13 protein-coding genes are annotated in these 15828 nt (G+C 67.3%); 8 read left to right on the forward strand and 5 right to left on the reverse strand.

Translation table 11 applies throughout. The features are described from left to right. A complete protein-coding gene (locus GV161_RS15915) occupies positions 1 to 1602 on the reverse strand; it encodes a condensation domain-containing protein (RefSeq protein WP_152016616.1) in 1602 nt (533 codons plus the stop codon). Positions 1603 to 1739: 137 nt separating this feature from the next. On the opposite strand from GV161_RS15915, the gene GV161_RS15920 reads away from it, so the two are divergent. Genes GV161_RS15920 through GV161_RS15935 form a run of 4 tightly spaced genes read left to right on the forward strand, consistent with a single transcriptional unit; the run spans position 1740 to position 6116 of the window. Next, a complete protein-coding gene (locus GV161_RS15920) occupies positions 1740 to 2903 on the forward strand; it encodes an isochorismate synthase (RefSeq protein WP_152016617.1) in 1164 nt (387 codons plus the stop codon). Positions 2904 to 2920: 17 nt separating this feature from the next. Further along, entirely contained in the window at positions 2921 to 4525 is a 1605-nt protein-coding gene (locus GV161_RS15925) for a (2,3-dihydroxybenzoyl)adenylate synthase (protein ID WP_152016618.1), read from the forward strand. A 29-nt stretch (positions 4526 to 4554) separates the two neighbouring features. After that, the gene (locus GV161_RS15930; RefSeq protein WP_152016619.1) at positions 4555 to 5427 is read left to right on the forward strand and encodes an isochorismatase; all 873 of its coding nucleotides are present in this window, start codon (positions 4555 to 4557) and stop codon (positions 5425 to 5427) included. Positions 5428 to 5444: 17 nt separating this feature from the next. Then, a complete protein-coding gene (locus GV161_RS15935; RefSeq protein ID WP_152016620.1) occupies positions 5445 to 6116 on the forward strand; it encodes a 4'-phosphopantetheinyl transferase superfamily protein in 672 nt (223 codons plus the stop codon). A 22-nt stretch (positions 6117 to 6138) separates the two neighbouring features. Here GV161_RS15935 and GV161_RS15940 read toward each other — a convergent pair whose 3' ends face one another. Next, positions 6139 to 7176 carry a methyltransferase gene (locus tag GV161_RS15940; protein WP_152016621.1) on the reverse strand — a complete coding sequence of 346 codons (1038 nt, stop codon included), beginning with the start codon at positions 7174 to 7176 and terminating at the stop codon, positions 6139 to 6141. An 88-nt stretch (positions 7177 to 7264) separates the two neighbouring features. Beyond that, positions 7265 to 9346 (reverse strand): TonB-dependent receptor, encoded by a 2082-nt coding sequence (locus GV161_RS15945; RefSeq protein ID WP_152016622.1) that lies wholly within the window; start codon positions 9344 to 9346, stop codon positions 7265 to 7267. 285 nt (positions 9347 to 9631) lie between these two features. Between GV161_RS15945 and GV161_RS15950 the strand changes: the two genes are divergently transcribed. Then, entirely contained in the window at positions 9632 to 10387 is a 756-nt protein-coding gene (locus GV161_RS15950; RefSeq protein WP_152016623.1) for an IclR family transcriptional regulator, read from the forward strand. A 6-nt stretch (positions 10388 to 10393) separates the two neighbouring features. Here GV161_RS15950 and GV161_RS15955 read toward each other — a convergent pair whose 3' ends face one another. Both GV161_RS15955 and GV161_RS15960 read right to left on the reverse strand, forming a co-directional pair. Further along, entirely contained in the window at positions 10394 to 11674 is a 1281-nt protein-coding gene (locus tag GV161_RS15955; protein ID WP_152016624.1) for an NtaA/DmoA family FMN-dependent monooxygenase, read from the reverse strand. Continuing rightward, the gene (locus GV161_RS15960; RefSeq protein WP_152016625.1) at positions 11671 to 12489 is read right to left on the reverse strand and encodes an ABC transporter ATP-binding protein; all 819 of its coding nucleotides are present in this window, start codon (positions 12487 to 12489) and stop codon (positions 11671 to 11673) included. The genes GV161_RS15955 and GV161_RS15960 overlap by 4 nt, the downstream gene beginning before the upstream one ends. A gap of 258 nt (positions 12490 to 12747) precedes the next feature. Here GV161_RS15960 and fepB point away from each other — a divergent pair, with 258 nt between their 5' ends. The 3 genes from fepB to GV161_RS15975 are packed head-to-tail and all read left to right on the forward strand — an operon-like array spanning position 12748 to position 15742. Then, positions 12748 to 13713, forward strand: coding sequence for a Fe2+-enterobactin ABC transporter substrate-binding protein (fepB, locus tag GV161_RS15965; protein WP_152016626.1), 966 nt, complete (start codon positions 12748 to 12750; stop codon positions 13711 to 13713). Next, complete coding sequence (locus tag GV161_RS15970; protein WP_152016627.1) at positions 13710 to 14714, forward strand: iron ABC transporter permease; 1005 nt, start codon at positions 13710 to 13712, stop codon at positions 14712 to 14714. Before fepB ends, GV161_RS15970 begins: the two co-directional genes overlap by 4 nt. Next, entirely contained in the window at positions 14711 to 15742 is a 1032-nt protein-coding gene (locus tag GV161_RS15975) for an iron chelate uptake ABC transporter family permease subunit (RefSeq protein WP_152016628.1), read from the forward strand. The genes GV161_RS15970 and GV161_RS15975 overlap by 4 nt, the downstream gene beginning before the upstream one ends. Positions 15743 to 15828 lie beyond the last annotated feature (86 nt).

A 15828-nucleotide genomic window follows, 5' to 3' on the forward strand; every position in this document is an offset into this window, starting at 1 on the left:
TCATCCCGCATCGATCGTCTCCAGGAAGATGCGCGCGATCTCGTCGGAGGCGCCACCGGAGCGGGCGCGGACGAGATGGGCGAGGCTGCGAGGCGTGACCACCTCGTCGAGATCCGGACGCGACGGCGCACCGGTGGGGCAATAGCGGTCGAGGAAGCGCGTGATCTCGGCCTGGGCGGCCGCGCTGATCACGCTACCCTGATGCACCGCTTCGCCCGGTGACAGGCGCCCGAGCAGGCCGATCAGCATGTCTTCGGTCGGGCTGGCGGGCTCCCGGCTCGGCGCCGCATTCGCAGCAGTCGGTGCGGCGTCGAGCGCTTCCGGCCGCGCCGCGACCTCGCGCAGCAGTGCGACATAGGCCTCGAAGGTCTCGCGGACCCAGGCCTCCGGCAGTGCGTCGAGGCGGACGTCCCAGTTGATCAGGATGCCACCGTCGCAGGCCGCGACCTGGGCGTCGATCGCCACCTGCGGTCCCTGCGAGATCACCCAGTTCATCGCGCCGACGACGCGCTTGACGGTCTCGCTGAAGAGCTCGCCGCCGGAAATCCCGAGCCCGGCGGTGAAGACGACTGGCGCGGTCTGCACCGAGCCGTGCAGCCGCGACAGGTCGCGCATCACGCTGACGCCGGGATAAGCCTCATGCGCAATGAGTTCGACCATCTGGCGGCCGATGTCGCGGCAGAGCTCGGCAAACGTCGTCGCGGCTGCAAGATCGACGCCGAGGATCAGCACGTTCGAGAACTCGCCGACGATTCTATCGACATCGGGAACGAGCGGCGCGCGCCAGAAGCTCGGCACGTTCAGGCGGAACCGGGCCTGCCCCGTCGCCCGGCCGAGCACGGCGGCGAAAAGGCCGAGCGCCAGCACGGATGGCGTCACCCGCAGATCGCGAGCACGCCTCTCCAGTGCGCGTCGCTCATCGGATGAAAGCCGGGTTGCCAGGCGCTCGCTTGCCGGCTCTGCCGGAGCATGAGGCGCTGTGGGCATTTCCGGCGCCGGAGGGACGTCAGCGAGCCGGGTGCGCCACCAAACCCTGTCGCGCTCGCGCCGTTTTGCGCCGTCGGCTCCGGCGCCTACCCGGTCCAGCCAATCAAAGAAGCCTTGAGAGGCGGGCGCTTGCGGCTGATCGGGATGCTCGTAGAGCCGGGCGAGATCCTCGATGACGATCCGGAAGCTGTTCGGATCGATCGCGATCATGTCGGTGTCGACATGCAGCCGGCAGAAGCCATCAGGCAGCAGGCTGAGGCCGAACGCTGCTGCCTCGCCGCGGGCGAGATCGAGCCGGCGATGGCTCCAGCTTCGGCGCTTGGCGAGGAGGCGGGCTTCTCGCGCATCCGCCGAGAGCTCCCGCATGTTCTCGACATCGAGCGGCAGCGGGTCGGCTGTCGGATCGAGGTGCTGGCAGCCTTCGGCATCGACCCGCAGCCGCAGCATCGGGTGCAGTCGGCAGAGCCTGCGAACGGCATCGCGCAGCCGCTCGGGCTCGAGGTCGCGCCCGTCGAACTCGCCATAAAGATGTGCCGTCACGCCTCCGAGGGAGGTGTGTGATTGGCGGCCAAACCAATAAGCCGCCTGCATAGGCGTCAATTGTCGCATGTTCATGGCATTTGTTTTGAAGATTTATAATCGATTACTGCAAATCGATTTCGATTGACATTGCTTCTTACGAAAGCAAGAAGCTGTCAATGTCTGCGATCAGCATCGCTGAATGAAGCCTCTTTAGAAGTAGAGTAACTTCAATGCTGGAAAGTTTAGCCTTGAAACAGAATCTTAATTTCAAATTTGGTGCTTTATTCGCATCGAATGGGCGAGAATTGTTGTCATCGGGAATCCATGAGTGGATCTCCGTGCCAGCCCATGGTGGCCAGGATCGCGGACAGGGTCTGCACGCGGCGGTTGAGGCGGCTTTCGAGCGGGCCAGGCGGGCAGGGCAGGCCAATCCGATCCTGATCGGCGCCATCCCCTTCGATGTGCGCGAGCCCTCCTGCCTCTATGTTCCGGCCGCCCATGAGTGGCGCGAGCAGGCCGCTCCGGTGCAGGCGGCAGGCGAGCAACTGGACGTTCCCGACCTGCTCGATCAGCGCAGCCTTCCGGACGAGGACGGCTTCAAGAGGGCTGTCGAGCACGCCATCGTCAATTTTCGCCATAGTGATGTCCGCAAGGCGGTGCTGTCGGTGGTCCGCGAACTGCGCTTCGCCGGGAGCATGGATGTCGGCCGGCTTCTCGCCAGCCTGCGTGCTCAGAACAGCCAAGGCTATCTGTTCAGGATTCCCCTGCCTGACGAGGGCGAGCTTGTCGGGGTCAGCCCGGAGTTGCTGATCCGCAAGCAGGGCGGCCGGATCGTCTCGAACCCGCTCGCCGGCTCGGCCAAGCGGCAACCCGATCCGCAGGCCGATCGCGCCGCGGCCGAGCAATTGGAGCGCTCGCAGAAGGACCAGTACGAGCACCGGCTGGTGATCGAGAACATCCGCTCGATCCTGGCGCCGCTCTGTGCTGAGCTCGACGTTCCCGACGCGCCGTCCCTGATGAGCACGGCGGCGATGTGGCATCTCTCGACGCGGATCGAGGGCGCGCTGAACGACCCGGCGATGACCGCGCTCCAGCTCGCCTGCGTCATCCATCCGACGCCGGCGGTCTGCGGCTTCCCGACCGAGAGCGCCCATAAGCTGATCCGCTATGTCGAGCCCTTCGAGCGCGGGTTGTTCACCGGTCTGGTCGGCTGGTGCGACGCGCAGGGCAATGGCGAATGGGCGATCACCATCCGCTGCGGCATCGCCCGGCGCGACACGCTGCGGCTCTTCGCCGGCGCGGGCATCGTCGAGGCCTCCAATCCCGCCTCCGAATGGGAGGAGGTGCAGGCCAAGCTCGGCACCATGCTCAGCGCCTGCGGCCTCGCCGCCTGACATCGAAGGACCATGGTATGACCATCGACTTCCAGCGTTGGCCGGCGGATTTCGCCGCGCGCTATCGTTCGCGCGGCTACTGGCTCGATCAGCCTTTGACCCGCATCCTCGACACGCAGCGGCAGGAGCGCCCCGACGCGATCGCGATCATCTGTGGCGACAGGCAGATCAGCTATGCCGAGCTCGACCGCAAAGCCTCGAACCTGGCGCACCGATTGAGCGAAGCCGGGTTCGGGCAGGGCGACACCGCGTTGGTGCAGCTGCCGAACTGTGCCGAATTCTACATCGTCTTCTTCGCGCTGCTGAAGATCGGCGTCGCCCCGGTCAATGCGCTCTTCAGCCACCGCAAATTGGAGATGACCTCCTATGCCCAGCAGATCGAGCCGCGGCTCGTGATCGGAGCCCGAGCGCACGAACTCTTTGCCGACGACGTTTTCACCGCCGAGCTCAGGACGCTCTCGCCGCGCCTGTCGCTGGTGCTGCTGCTCGGCGGCAACCGCGCCTATAACGACCTCGAACGCTGGCTGGCCTCGGAGACCAGCGCCGCACCGGCCGGCTCTCCATCGCCTGCCGACGAGGTCGCCTTCTTCCAGCTCTCCGGCGGCAGCACTGGCACGCCGAAGCTGATTCCGCGTACCCATAACGACTATGACTACAGCGTCCGGGCGAGCGCCGAGATCTGCGGACTCTCGCCGCGGACGCGTTTCCTCTGCCCGCTACCGGCCGGGCACAATTTCCTGCTGTCTTCGCCCGGCGCGCTCGGCGTCTTCCATGCCGGCGGCTGCGTTGTGCTGGCGGCGAGCCCCGAGCCGTTCGCCTGCTTTTCCCTGATCGAGCAGCACAAGGTCGACATGGTTGCGCTAGTGCCGACGGCAGTGGCGCTCTGGCTGGAGGCGGCGGGGAGAGAGAAGCCCCGGCTCGACTCGCTCAGGCTGATGCAGGTCGGCGGCGCCAGCTTCGCCGAGGCGCTGGCCCGGCAGGTGCCCGGGGTGTTCGGCTGCGCGCTGCAGCAGGTCTTCGGCATGGCCGAGGGGCTGGTGAACTACACCCGTTTCGACGATGACGACGAGCTCGTCTTCACCACGCAGGGGCGGCCGATCAGCCCCGACGACGAGATCAAGATCGTCGATGAGGATGGCGACCCCGTTCCGGAGGGAGAGAGCGGCGAGCTGGCGACGCGCGGTCCCTACACCTTCCGCGGCTATTACCGGGCGCCTGAGCACAGCGCCAAGGTCTTCGACGCGGAGGGGTTCTATTACTCCGGCGATGTCGTCCAGCGGGTCCGCGGCGGCTATCTGCGCGTGGTCGGCCGGGTCAAGGACCAGATCAATCGCGGCGGTGAGAAGGTTGCGGCCGAGGAAATCGAGAACCTCCTGCTGCGCCATCCCGAGGTGACGCATGCGGCGCTCGTCGCCATGCAGGACGCGCTGCTCGGCGAGAAGAGCTGTGCCTTCATCGTCGCCCGCGATGCGGCCCTGCGCGGGCCGGTTCTGAGGCGGCACCTGCTGGAGCTCGGCGTCGCCGAATACAAGCTGCCGGACCGCGTCCGCTTCATCGAGACGATGCCGCTCACCCCGGTCGGCAAGATCGACAAGAAGCGCCTGCGCGCCGAGCTCGTCTGATCCTTCTCATCCAGTTCACGAGAGATTCCATGGCCATTCCGCAGATCACCGACTATCCGATGCCGGCGGCGAGTGTCTTTCCGGCCAACCGCACACAATGGCGGCCCGATCCGAAGCGCTCCGTCCTGCTGATCCACGATATGCAGCGCTATTTCCTGCGCTTCTACGACGCGAAAGGCCAGTTGCTGCCGCAGCTGATCAGCAATCTCGTGCGCCTGCGCGACTGGGCGCGGGCCAATGGCGTGCCTGTGGTCTACACGGCCCAGCCGCATGAGCAGCCGGCCGGCGACCGGGCCCTGCTCAACGACATGTGGGGGCCGGGCCTCACCGTCGCCGCGCCTGATCTCCAAGAGGTCGTCGCCGAGCTGACGCCGGGGTCGGAGGACATCGTCCTGACCAAATGGCGCTACAGCGCCTTCAAGCGTTCCGATTTGCTGGAGCGGATGCGCTCATTCGGTCGCAACCAGCTCGTGATCGGCGGCGTCTACGCCCATATCGGCTGTATGGTGACGGCGGTCGACGCCTTCATGAGCGATATCCAGCCCTTCCTGGTCGGTGACGCCGTCGCCGATTTCTCCGAGGCCGAGCACCTGATGGCGCTGCGCTATGTCGCGACGCGCTGCGGCGCGCTGGTCTCGACCGAGAGCGTGGCGGGTGTGGCGGAGCGTCCGCAGGCGACGCGCGAATGGCTGCAGGCGCGCGTGCTTGAGCTGGTCGAGGACGAGACCGAGCTCGATCCCGAGGAGAACCTGATCTATTACGGCCTCGATTCCGTGCAGGTCATGGTCCTCGCCGGCGAGTTGAAGGAACGCGGCATCATCGTCGGCTTTGACGATCTCGCCCGCGTGCCGACGCTGAACGGCTGGTGGTCGCTGATCGAGCAGCGCCGCCTGGCGGCTTGAGCAGGGCCGGAGCGTCGATGGAGAGCAGACCGGAGCTGCTCCATCCCTGGCAAGGCGAGCCCATCGACTATCGCTGCGTTGCGATACGGTTCTCGCGCGAGCCCGGTCCGGCAGACTACGGCATCGTCCTGCCGGATCGCATCGCGCGCGCCGCACCCCGGCGCCGCGCCGAATGGCTGGCGGGGCGGTGCTGCGCCAGCGAGGCCCTGCGGCTGCTGACCGGGCAGGGCACCTGTCCCGGCATGGCGCCCGACCGCTCACCGGTCTGGCCTGAAGGCACGCTCGGCTCGATCTCGCATAGCGGCGACGTGGCTGTCGCGATCGCTGCTCACACGGGCAGCTGTCTCGGCATCGGCATCGACATCGAGCGGATCATGGACGGGCAGGCGGCGAGCGAGATCGCGCCCGAGGCCTTGACGCCCTGGGAGTGCCGTCATCTCGCGAACGACCCGTTCTCGATCACGCTGGCCTTCTCGGCCAAGGAGAGCCTGTTCAAGGCGCTCCATCCGCTGCTGCGCCGGCCGATGTCCTTCCGCGCTTCCGAGCTGATCGCCTGGGATGGCCGGGGCACGGCGCGCCTGCACCTCGTGGAGCAACTGTCGCCGGAGTTCCTGGCCGGCCGCGAGATCGAAGCCCGCTTCGCACGCCTCGGCGATCTTCTGCTGACGCGCGTGCTGGTCCCGGCTTGACGGAGCCGGCGCGTCACCCGCCTCAGCGCGGATGGCGGAACTCGAGGATATGGAAGGGCGAGGCGGTCGGCGTCACCGCGGCGGTCTCGAAGCCGTTATCGGCGAGCAACTGCGAGAACTCGCCGGCGCTGCGCTCCTGCCCGCCCATCAGCACCATCATCAGCAGGTCCTGCGAGGTCTCGTTTGGCTTAGCTCGTGCGGGATCGACCATGATGTCGACCACGACGAAACGCTCAGGCCCCTTGGTCGCGGCCTTCGCGTTGGCGAGGATGCGGCCGGCGGCTGCGTCGTCGAAGTCGTGCAGGATCCGGCTGAAGACATAGGCGTCGCCACCGGTCGGGATCTCGTCGAAGAACGAGCCATGCTGCACCCGGGCGCGTCCGGCCTGTACCAGCTCGGCGAAGCGCGGGTTCAGCGCCTCGGTCGCCCGCGGCAATTCGTAGAGCACGCCGCTGGTGCCGGGATTGCGGCCGAGCAACTCGGCCAGCAGCGAACCGTCGCCGCCACCGACATCGATGACCGTCTCGCCGGCGGCGAACTGGATGTGGCGCACCGCGACGCCGATCAGCGCCGTCGCGATCGCGCGCATCTGGATGTCGAAGCGCTCCTGCGCTGCCTCGTCCTGGCCGAGCCAGCTGAAGAACGGGCTGCCATGGGCGAGCTCGAAGGCGGGCGTGCCGCCTCGGATCTGCTCGCCGAGCCGCTCCCAGGCGCGTCCGTGCAGCGGATCGAGCTCGAAGCGAACCCAGGGCGCCAGCGAATGAGGGTGGCCAGGAACGAGGGCGCGCGTTGTCGGCAGAGCGACATAGCGGCCTATCTCATCGCGCCCGATGATCTCTTCATTGACGAGATGGCCGAGCAGCCTTGCCAGCAGCTCGGCCTTGCCGCCGATGCGTTCGGCGAGCTCGCCGGCGGTCTGCGGCCCTTCCTGCAGGAAGGCGGGAATGCCGAGCTCGACGGCGGTGCGGATGCAATGGGAGGTGCGATAGGCGGCGATCTGCTGGAGCAGGCGCAAAGGCGGGCCGGGCGGTGGCGCGGCCGGGCGCGACAGGTCGTTCATGCGAACCTCTTTGCAGGAAGTTGGGGGGCGGCAGGGGCGCGGCGGGCGCAATCGCTCGCCACCGCGCCGCCTTGTCAGGCGCGCTCGTTCAGAACGTGCCCTTGATGCCGGCGCCGAACATGCGCGGCTCGGTCATGCTCGCCTCGGTGCCGCCGATGCCGCGGTTCTGCTGCATATAGGTCGGCTTGCGCTCGTCGAAGATGTTCTTGACGTAGCCATAGACCTGCAGATTGTCGGTGATCTGATAGCTCGCGCGCATGTCGGCGATCGTATAGGGCTTGATCAGGTAGAGACGCGTATTGGCGACGTCGGAATAGTAGCCGTCGGTGTGACGGAGCTGGGCGGTGAGATTGAGCTTGCTGGTGACGTCCCAGCTCGCGCCGAAGCTCACCATGTAGCCCGGCGACTTCGCGAATTCGTTGCCCTTGTAGCCGGCATTGGCGGAGATCTTGTCGATCTCGGTCCGCAGCAGGCCGGCGCCGGCCTTCAGCGTCAGATTGTCGAGCAGGCGATAATCGGCGTTGACCTCGAGCCCATAGGCATGGGCCTTCTCGGCATTGATCGCATAGGACTGCACCACGCCCGTCGAGAGCACGACCGGGATGAAGTACTGGGCATTCTGGAAGTCGGTGTAGAACAGGTTGCCGCCGACGTTCAGCCGGTTGTTCAGCAGGCTGGCGCGGGTGAACAACTCATAGTTCCACGACGTCTCCTCTTGGAACGGCTGCCAGCGGCCGGCGGTGAGGTTGAGCGAGACGCCGCCGGGGTTGTAACCGCGGTTGACCATCGCGCCGACGGTCCAGTCCGGTGTCACCGCATAGGCGATCGAGGCCTTCGGCAGCACGGCCTGGAAGGTCTTGTCGAAATCGACGCCTTGCCGCGCGAAGACGGTACGGCCTTCGCGCTCGATCTGGTCCTGCTGGAAGCGGAGCGAGCCGGTGAAGGTCCAGCGATCGGTCAGGCGATAGCTGGCCTCGCCGAAGATGCCGAGATTGCGCTTGGTATCGTCGAAGGTCGACTGGCCGGTGAGATAGAGGATCTCGTCCGTCTTGGTGTGGGCATAGTAGATGCCGGCGACGCCACTGAGGACGTCGTTCTGCTCGCCATAGTTCAGCCGGAGCTCGTTCGAGATGTTCCGCTGGGTGATATAGGCGTCGCCATTGCCAAGCAGGCCGGTCTTCCGGCTCACCGAGAGGTCGGTGAACTGCGTCTGGTTGGACAGCTTGAGGCGGTTGCCGAAATCATAGCTGAGATCGAGGACGCCGGTGTTGCTGTTCTGCTTGAAGCTCGGCATCGTCGTGGTGATGTGCTTCAGCCGGTCGAACGGGGCCGACGCCGCCTCCTGGCTCGGCCGATTGCTCTCATTGCGCGAATAGGTGAGCTTCGCCTCGAACCCGGGCAGTTCACTCGGGCGCCAGAGCAGCTTGGCCCGCAGGTTCAGGTTCCGGAAGTCCTGGTCGGCATAGCGCGTCTGGAAGTTCGGGCTGATGTAGTCGATGAAGGTGTCGCGGCCGGAATAGTCGAGCGTGATGCGCCCGGCGAGCTGGTCCTTGATGATCGGTCCCGACAGCATCAGCGCCGCGCGCCGCGTCGCATAGCTGCCGAATTCGGTCAGGAAACCCGCTTCGCGCGTGAAAGTCGGGTCCTTTGTGTTGACGATGATCGCGCCGGCGATGGCATTGGCGCCCTGCGAGGTCGTCTGCGGCCCGCGGAAGACCTCGATGCTCTTGACGTCCCAGGGCGAGGTCGCGCCGAAATAGAACTCGTTGTAGCTGAGATAGTGGCCGTCGACATTGATCGTGGCGCGCGGCACCGTGCCGCCCCAGAACGAGTTCTGGCCTGTCAGCGGGCCTTGCGTGTCCAGGCCGCGGATGATCGGAGCGCTGACCGTGTCGCTATAGGTCACGTTGGGCGTGCCGACGAGGATCTCGGACACGGTTGCATTTCCGGTGTTCGCCCGGGCGATGTCCTTGTCGGTGATGACCGAGACTGACGATGCCGTGTTCTTCAGGTCGCGCTCGACCTTCTCGCCGGTGACCGTGATCGCATCGAGCTCGATCGTTCCGGCCGTCGGGGCCGGATTGCTCTGCGCGAAGGCCGGCATCGCCGCCGCGACGGCGATCAGCGACACGAAGCTCACGCTGCGCATCAGGACAAGCTTGGACGACATGATGTTCCCCACCACCCGATAAAATCTCGCTGGCTGGGGACAGGGCCGTGGCTCGCGAGGTCACACTGAATGATCCTACAGTGTGGGATGCATTCCGCATGTCAACACGAAGCGGACACGGGGCCGCCCTATTGCCGTCCCGCTGTGCTTTTCCGGTCGCAGTTCTGGGTCTGGCGCGGCTTGGTGTTTGGAAGGGCTCGAATGAGGGCGGTGCTTGTCCCCAGGCGGCTCCCGGTGTCACAAAGCGCGAGCCGGCATCTGCCGCGCATTCCTGCCGCGATTCGCATGACCATCAGCCTCAGCACCAAACGCTCGCCGACGATCCAATCGGTCTCGATCGCGGCCCGCTTTCTCGACATCCTGGCCAAGGCGGACGGGCCGTTGGTGCTGGGCGAGATCGCGCGACGAGCGCGCACCGGCTCGTCCACCGCCCATCGCTACATGCAGAGCCTGGTGCGGGAGGGGCTGGCGGCGCAGGACGACGTCACCGGCCACTACGATCTCGGCCCGGTCGCGCTCAGCATCGGGGTCCGCGCGCTCAGGCGCATCGACGCCGTCGAGGTCGCGGCGCGGACGATGAAGACGCTTGCATCCGCTATCGCCGCCAGTTGCGGCGTCGCGATCTGGACCGAGCGCGGCCCGACCATCGTGCGCTGGTACCGCAACACCGATTTCGCGCTGAGCACGGTGACGCTGGGCGACGTCCTGCCTGTCGACAACACCGCCTGCGGCTTCGTCTTCCAGGCGCATCTGCCGAAGGAGGCGATCGCCGCCGCGCGCAAGCTGCAACCAGCCTCTTTCCGCGGCAGCCGGCCGCCGGGCGAGATGCTCGATGCCGTCAGGCGCGAGGGAGGCGCGGAGCTGAATGAGCATCTGTTCTCGCTGCTGACCGGCAAGGCCGCGCCGGTCTTCAATGCGCTCGGCGAGATCGCCTGCGTCGTCACCACAGTCTCCTTCGTCAAGACGGCCGAGGCTGAGGGACATCGCGAGGCGCTGTTCGCCGCGGCACGGGCGGCGACGCGGGACTCGGGCGGCGCCTGAGCCGCATCACTGCTCCGCGTCGATCCGCAGATGCTGACGCAGCGTCGTGCCTTCATAGTCGCTGCGGAACAGGCCTCTCTGCGCCAGCGCCGGCACCAGCTCCTCCATGAACAGGCGTAGCGACTGCATGGAGCCGCCGGGGATCGCGATGAAGCCGTCGATCGCGCCGGCCTCGAACCAGGCGGTGATTTCGGCGAGGACGTCGTCGACGGTCCCGACGCAGACCCAATGGGCCGAGCCGACGATTTCCGGCCGCGCCAGCACCTCCGCCACCGTCGGCTCGTTCGCCTCGATGAAGCGGCGCAGCAGTTCGGCATGAGTGCGGCTGCGCACCGGCGTGTCGGGCGGCGGCAGCATCTGGGCTGTCACCCGCGCCTCGGGCGGCAGGTCGCCAAGGTCGAGCCCGAGGACGGACGCCACCATCTTGCGACGCTGCCCGGCGGTGAGATGGGCGTGCGCCCGCGCATGCAGTGCCCAGGCCTCCGCGCGCGTCGCGGCGAGGAAGAAATGCAGGCCCGGCAGTACCCGCACCGAGTCCGGATTACGGCCATGTCCCTGCGCGCGCCGGCGCAGGTCGCCGCGCAACTCGATGCCGGCCTCGCGGTCGGGCATGGCGGCGAAGGTCGCGTCGGCGATCGAGGAAGCGAAGTCGCGCCCGACATCGGAGGCGCCGGCCTGGAACAAAGGCGGCGGTCCCGCCGCGTGGCCGGGCACATTGAGCGGCCCTTTCACGCTGAAGAACTCGCCGCGGTGGTCGATTGCGGCACTCGGCCCCGTGCCCGTCAATGCCTCATGCGGATAGCTCTGCCAGAGCTTGCGCATGACCTCAGTGAACTCGGCGGCCTTGCGATAGCGGACCTCCGGCGGAGGCATCGGCGCATCGCCGAAATTCTCCGCGCCCTCGATCGAGGTGACGATGTTGAGTCCGACGCGCCCCTTGCTGATCCAGTGCAGCGACTGGATCTGGCGCGCCACCACGAAGGGCGGGTTGAAGCTGGTCGAGACGGTGGTGACGAGGCCGATCCTGTCGGTCTGGCAAGCGAGCGCGGTCAGCAGCAGCGTCGGGTCGAGGCCGACGAAGCCGCTGCCGGCGGCGCCGGGATGCAGCAGGAGATAGTCGGGCTTGAAGACGAAATCGAGCTTGGCCTGTTCGGCCATCCGGGCCAGTGCAAGGTTGAATTCGACGGGGTCGCGGGCCGGCTGGGCGTCCGGATCATCCGCCGTCCTGCCTTTCAGCCAGGTCGGCGTCAGGCTCAGTCCGATGTGCAGCTGCTTTGCCATGGTCAGTTCGACCGGTCGCTGGAGTGCGCTGCCCGCCTTTGTCCCCTGGGTACGATCAGCGGGGTTCCCGCGACCGGATCGGGTATGACGATGCAGGGCAGGCCGAAGACCTCTTCGATCAGCTCGGCCGTGACGATGCCCGCCGGGCCGCCCTCGGCGACAATCGCGCCGTCCTTCATCGCGACGAGGTGCGAGGCGTAGCGGCAGGCCTGGTTGAGGTCGTGCAGCACCGCGACGATCGTCCGCCCCTGCACGTTAAGCTCGGCGAGCAGGTCGAGCAGCTCGATCTGGTGGGCGATGTCGAGGAAGGTCGTGGGTTCGTCGAGCAGCAGGATCGGCGTCTCCTGCGCCAGCACCATCGCGACCCAGACCCGCTGGCGCTGGCCGCCGGAGAGCTCGTCGACCGGGCGGGTCGAAAGCGCGTCGACGCGCGTCGCCCGCATCGCGGCCGTGACCGCGGCTTCATCTGCCCTCGACCATTGCCGCAGGAACGACTGATGCGGATAGCGGCCGCGGGCGACGAGGTCGGCGACGGTGATGCCGTCCGGGGCGATCGCGCTCTGCGGCAACAGGCCGAGGCGCCGCGCGACCTCCTTGGCCGAGCGCTCGCCGATCTGCCTGCCGTCGAGGATCACCTGGCCGGCAGCGGGCGTAAGCAAGCGCGACAGGGCCCGCAGCAGGGTCGACTTGCCGCAGGCATTGGGCCCGACGATCACGGTGAACGAGCCGTCGGCGATCGCGACCGAGAGGCCGGTCGAGATCGTGCGCGCCTCGTAGCAGAGCGTCAGCGCATCCGCGTGGAGGCGAGAATCAGGCTGCATAGTACTTTTCAATTCTTCCAAACTACAGTCGATGCTGTCGAATTCGTGGCTTTCGACGGCATCCCTTTCGGCTCTAGTTGTGATAAGTCAGTCACCGCTGACGGTTTTACGCTCGATAACTGACTCCCTTATCCTAGTCCATATTGCATCGCGGGATACGATCCGTCATGAGGGATGGTGTGCATGCACTTCGACGTGCAGCGCGTGGCGGAGCCCGGTTCCCGGTCCGCAGGACGACACCGGCCAGATAGATCGACGATGCCCCTCATCAAGCTCTTCATTGCCATCATCACCATCGCGGCTACCCTGAGCGGGATTGGCCAGCCGGCCTGGAGCCAGGAGGCGGGCTGGCCCCGCACCATCAGGCACGCTGCCGGCGAGTTGACGCTGGCCAGGAAGCCGCTGCGCATCGTCTCGACCACGCCGAGCGTCACCGGCATCCTGCTGGCGATTGAGGCGCCCCTGCTGGCGAGCACGGCGACGACGCCGAGCCCGCTCACCGACGCCAAGGGCTTCTTCTCGCAATGGGCTGCCGACGCCGACAAGCGCGGCGTCAAGGTGCTCTATCCCAACCTGAAATTCGACATCGAGGCGGTGCTCGGCTGGAAGCCGGACCTGGTGATCGCCTCGACCACCGGCGCCGACAGCATCCTCCAGCATCGGGCCGAGCTGGAGGCGCTCGGCGTGCCGACCCTGGTGGTCGATTATTCCAGCCGGAGCTGGCAGGAACTCGCAACCGAACTCGGCCAGGCGACCGGCTTGGAAAAGGAGGCTGCCGCTGCGATCGCGCGCTTCGATGCCGATCTCGCCGCCGCAGCACCCGCCATCGCCGCGAAGGGCAGGAAGGCCAGCATCGTCGGCTACAACATCGCCGGCAGCTATTCGGTGGCGCGGACCGCGAGCCCGGTTTCCAAGCTCGTTTCGGCGCTGGGCTTCGAGGTGGTGGGCCTACCGGCGGAGCTGAAGCAGAGCTCGGCGCGTCCCTCGGACTTCGAGTTCTTTTCGCGCGAGAATCTTTCGGCTGCGATCGCCGCCGACACCGTCCTGCTCCTGCGCGCGACCGACAACGACGTCGAGGCCTTCCTGGCCGAGCCGGTGCTGGCCAATCACCCGGCCGTCACCGGCAAGCGGGTCTATCCGCTCGGGCTGACCTCCTTCCGTATCGATCCCTATTCCGGGCGCCAGATCATCGAGCGGCTGCGCGAGAGCTTCGCCAGACGATGAGATGGCATAGGCGCCGGTGGTGGCTCGCCACCGGCATCATCGCGCTCGGCCTTTTGGCGCTGGCGAGCCTGGTGATCGGCTCGCGGCCGATCCCGCCTACCACCGTCCTCGCCGCGCTGCGCGCCTATGATCCCGGCAACGATCTGCATCTGGTCGTCTGGCAGTTGCGCGTGCCGCGGCTGATCACGGCCGTCCTCGCCGGCGCGGCGCTCGGCCTTGCTGGAGCGATCATGCAGGCGGTCACCCGCAATGCCCTGGCCGAGCCCGGCCTGCTCGGCATCAATGCCGGCGCGGCGGTGGCCGTCGTGCTCGGGGTGACCCTGCTCGGCCTGACGCGGCCCATCCACTATGTCTGGCTCGCCGCGTTCGGAGCGGGCCTCGCTGGCGCCGCCGTGTTCCTGCTCGGGCGGGCACATGAGACCGGGACCAATCCCGTCCGGCTCGTCCTCGCCGGTGCCGGGCTCTCGATCGTGCTCGGTGCGATGACCGGCATCATGGTGATCAACGCCTCGCCCATCGCCTTCGATAATTTCCGCCATTGGGCCGCGGGTTCGGTCGAGGGCGCGAGCTTCGAGGCGGCTGTCGTGCTGGCTATCGGCGTCGCGGCGGGCTTTGCCATCGCCCTGTCGATCGTCGGTGGTCTCAACGTCCTGGCGCTGGGGCAGGAGCTCGGTCAGGCCCTCGGAGCTGCGCCGCGTACGATCTGGCTCTCGGCCTGCTTGGCGGTGATGCTGCTGGCCGGCGCCGCCACCGCCGCGGCTGGGCCGATCGGCTTCGTCGGCCTGATCGCGCCGCATCTGGCGCGGGCACTCGTCGGCCCGGATCACCGCTGGATCCTGCCTAGCTCGGCGTTGTTCGCCGCGCTCCTCCTGCTCGGCGCCGATATCATCGGGCGCGTGGTCGCGGCGCCTTCCGAGGTCGCCGTCGGGATCGTCGCCGCCCTTCTCGGTGGGCCCTTCTTCATCATGGCCGTGCGCCGCTTCAAGGTGAGCCGGCCATGAGCGCGTTCTCCACACTCAGGCTAGGTTCGTTCTCGTTGCGCTGGCGGCCGCGCACTGCGCTGGTCTGCGCGGTGCTCGCCGGAATCGCCCTCGTCCTCGCTGTCGTCCTGCTTGGCACGGGCACGCTCGCTTTCGCACCCGCCGAAGTCGTCGCCGCCTTGTTCGGCAGGGGCGACAACCCCATGGCCGAGCGTGTGATCTGGGGCCTGCGCTTGCCGCGTGTTGTCACCGCGGCCTGCGTCGGTTCGGCGCTCGGCATGGCCGGAGCGATCTTCCAGTCGATCTCGCGCAATGCGCTGGGCTCACCCGACATCATCGGCTTCACCACCGGCGCGGCCACCGGCGCGATCGTGCAGATCATCCTGTTCGGCGCCGATCCCTTTGCCGTCGCGCTGGCGGCGGTGCTCTCGGGCATGGCGACGGCTGCGCTCGTCTTCCTGCTGGCGCTGAAGGGGCGCGTCACCGGCGGCTACCGGCTCGTGCTGGTCGGCATCGGCGTCGGCGCGACCCTCTCCGGCGTCAACACGATCCTGCTTGTGGCGAGCGATCTCGACCGTTCGATCTCCGCCCAGATCTGGCTGGCGGGCTCGCTGACGGCGCGCAGCTGGGTGCATGCGATTCCGGCCGGGCTCGGCCTCATCCTGATCGCGCCGATCGCGCTCCTGCATGCCCGGCGCCTCGCTCTGCTCGAAATGGGCGACGATGCCGCCAGCCAGCTCGGCGTCCCCGTCGAGCGCACGCGGCTCGCCATGGTGATGACGGCTGTCGGCCTGACCGCGATGGCCACCGCAGCGGCCGGGCCGATCGCCTTCATCGCTTTGGCCGGCCCACAGCTTGCCCGGCGCCTGTGCCGCGCGCCGGATGTGCCGCTGCTGCCGGGCGCGGCGATGGGGGCAGTCCTGCTGCTGGCGGCGGACCTGATCAGCCAGCGCGTCCCGTCCGGACTCAACCTGCCGATCGGCCTGACGACCGGTCTCCTGAGCGGGGTCTATCTGCTCTGGCGGCTAGCGCGAGACGAGAGAGTCTGAGCGGCGATCAGGCCAGCGAGGGATAGCGAGCGGCTGGATAGGGCAGGGGGCCTGCCGAGGTTCGCTGCATTGATAGAAGGCGAACC

It is taken from the genome of Bosea sp. 29B, from assembly GCF_902506165.1.
Classification (GTDB): Bacteria; Pseudomonadota; Alphaproteobacteria; order Rhizobiales; family Beijerinckiaceae; genus Allobosea.

Excerpts from the sequence above, each read along its gene's own strand:
- GV161_RS15920 (WP_152016617.1), top strand. The coding sequence starts at position 1,740 with ATGCTGGAAAGTTTAGCCTTGAAACAGAATCTTAATTTCAAATTTGGT.
- GV161_RS15930 (WP_152016619.1), top strand. The coding sequence starts at position 4,555 with ATGGCCATTCCGCAGATCACCGACTATCCGATGCCGGCGGCGAGTGTC.
- GV161_RS15960 (WP_152016625.1), bottom strand. The coding sequence starts at position 12,489 with ATGCAGCCTGATTCTCGCCTCCACGCGGATGCGCTGACGCTCTGCTAC.
- GV161_RS15925 (WP_152016618.1), top strand. The coding sequence starts at position 2,921 with ATGACCATCGACTTCCAGCGTTGGCCGGCGGATTTCGCCGCGCGCTAT.
- GV161_RS15935 (WP_152016620.1), top strand. The coding sequence starts at position 5,445 with ATGGAGAGCAGACCGGAGCTGCTCCATCCCTGGCAAGGCGAGCCCATC.
- GV161_RS15975 (WP_152016628.1), top strand. The coding sequence starts at position 14,711 with ATGAGCGCGTTCTCCACACTCAGGCTAGGTTCGTTCTCGTTGCGCTGG.
- GV161_RS15950 (WP_152016623.1), top strand. The coding sequence starts at position 9,632 with ATGACCATCAGCCTCAGCACCAAACGCTCGCCGACGATCCAATCGGTC.
- GV161_RS15970 (WP_152016627.1), top strand. The coding sequence starts at position 13,710 with ATGAGATGGCATAGGCGCCGGTGGTGGCTCGCCACCGGCATCATCGCG.
- GV161_RS15940 (WP_152016621.1), bottom strand. The coding sequence starts at position 7,176 with ATGAACGACCTGTCGCGCCCGGCCGCGCCACCGCCCGGCCCGCCTTTG.
- fepB (WP_152016626.1), top strand. The coding sequence starts at position 12,748 with ATGCCCCTCATCAAGCTCTTCATTGCCATCATCACCATCGCGGCTACC.
- GV161_RS15945 (WP_152016622.1), bottom strand. The coding sequence starts at position 9,346 with ATGTCGTCCAAGCTTGTCCTGATGCGCAGCGTGAGCTTCGTGTCGCTG.
- GV161_RS15915 (WP_152016616.1), bottom strand. The coding sequence starts at position 1,602 with ATGAACATGCGACAATTGACGCCTATGCAGGCGGCTTATTGGTTTGGC.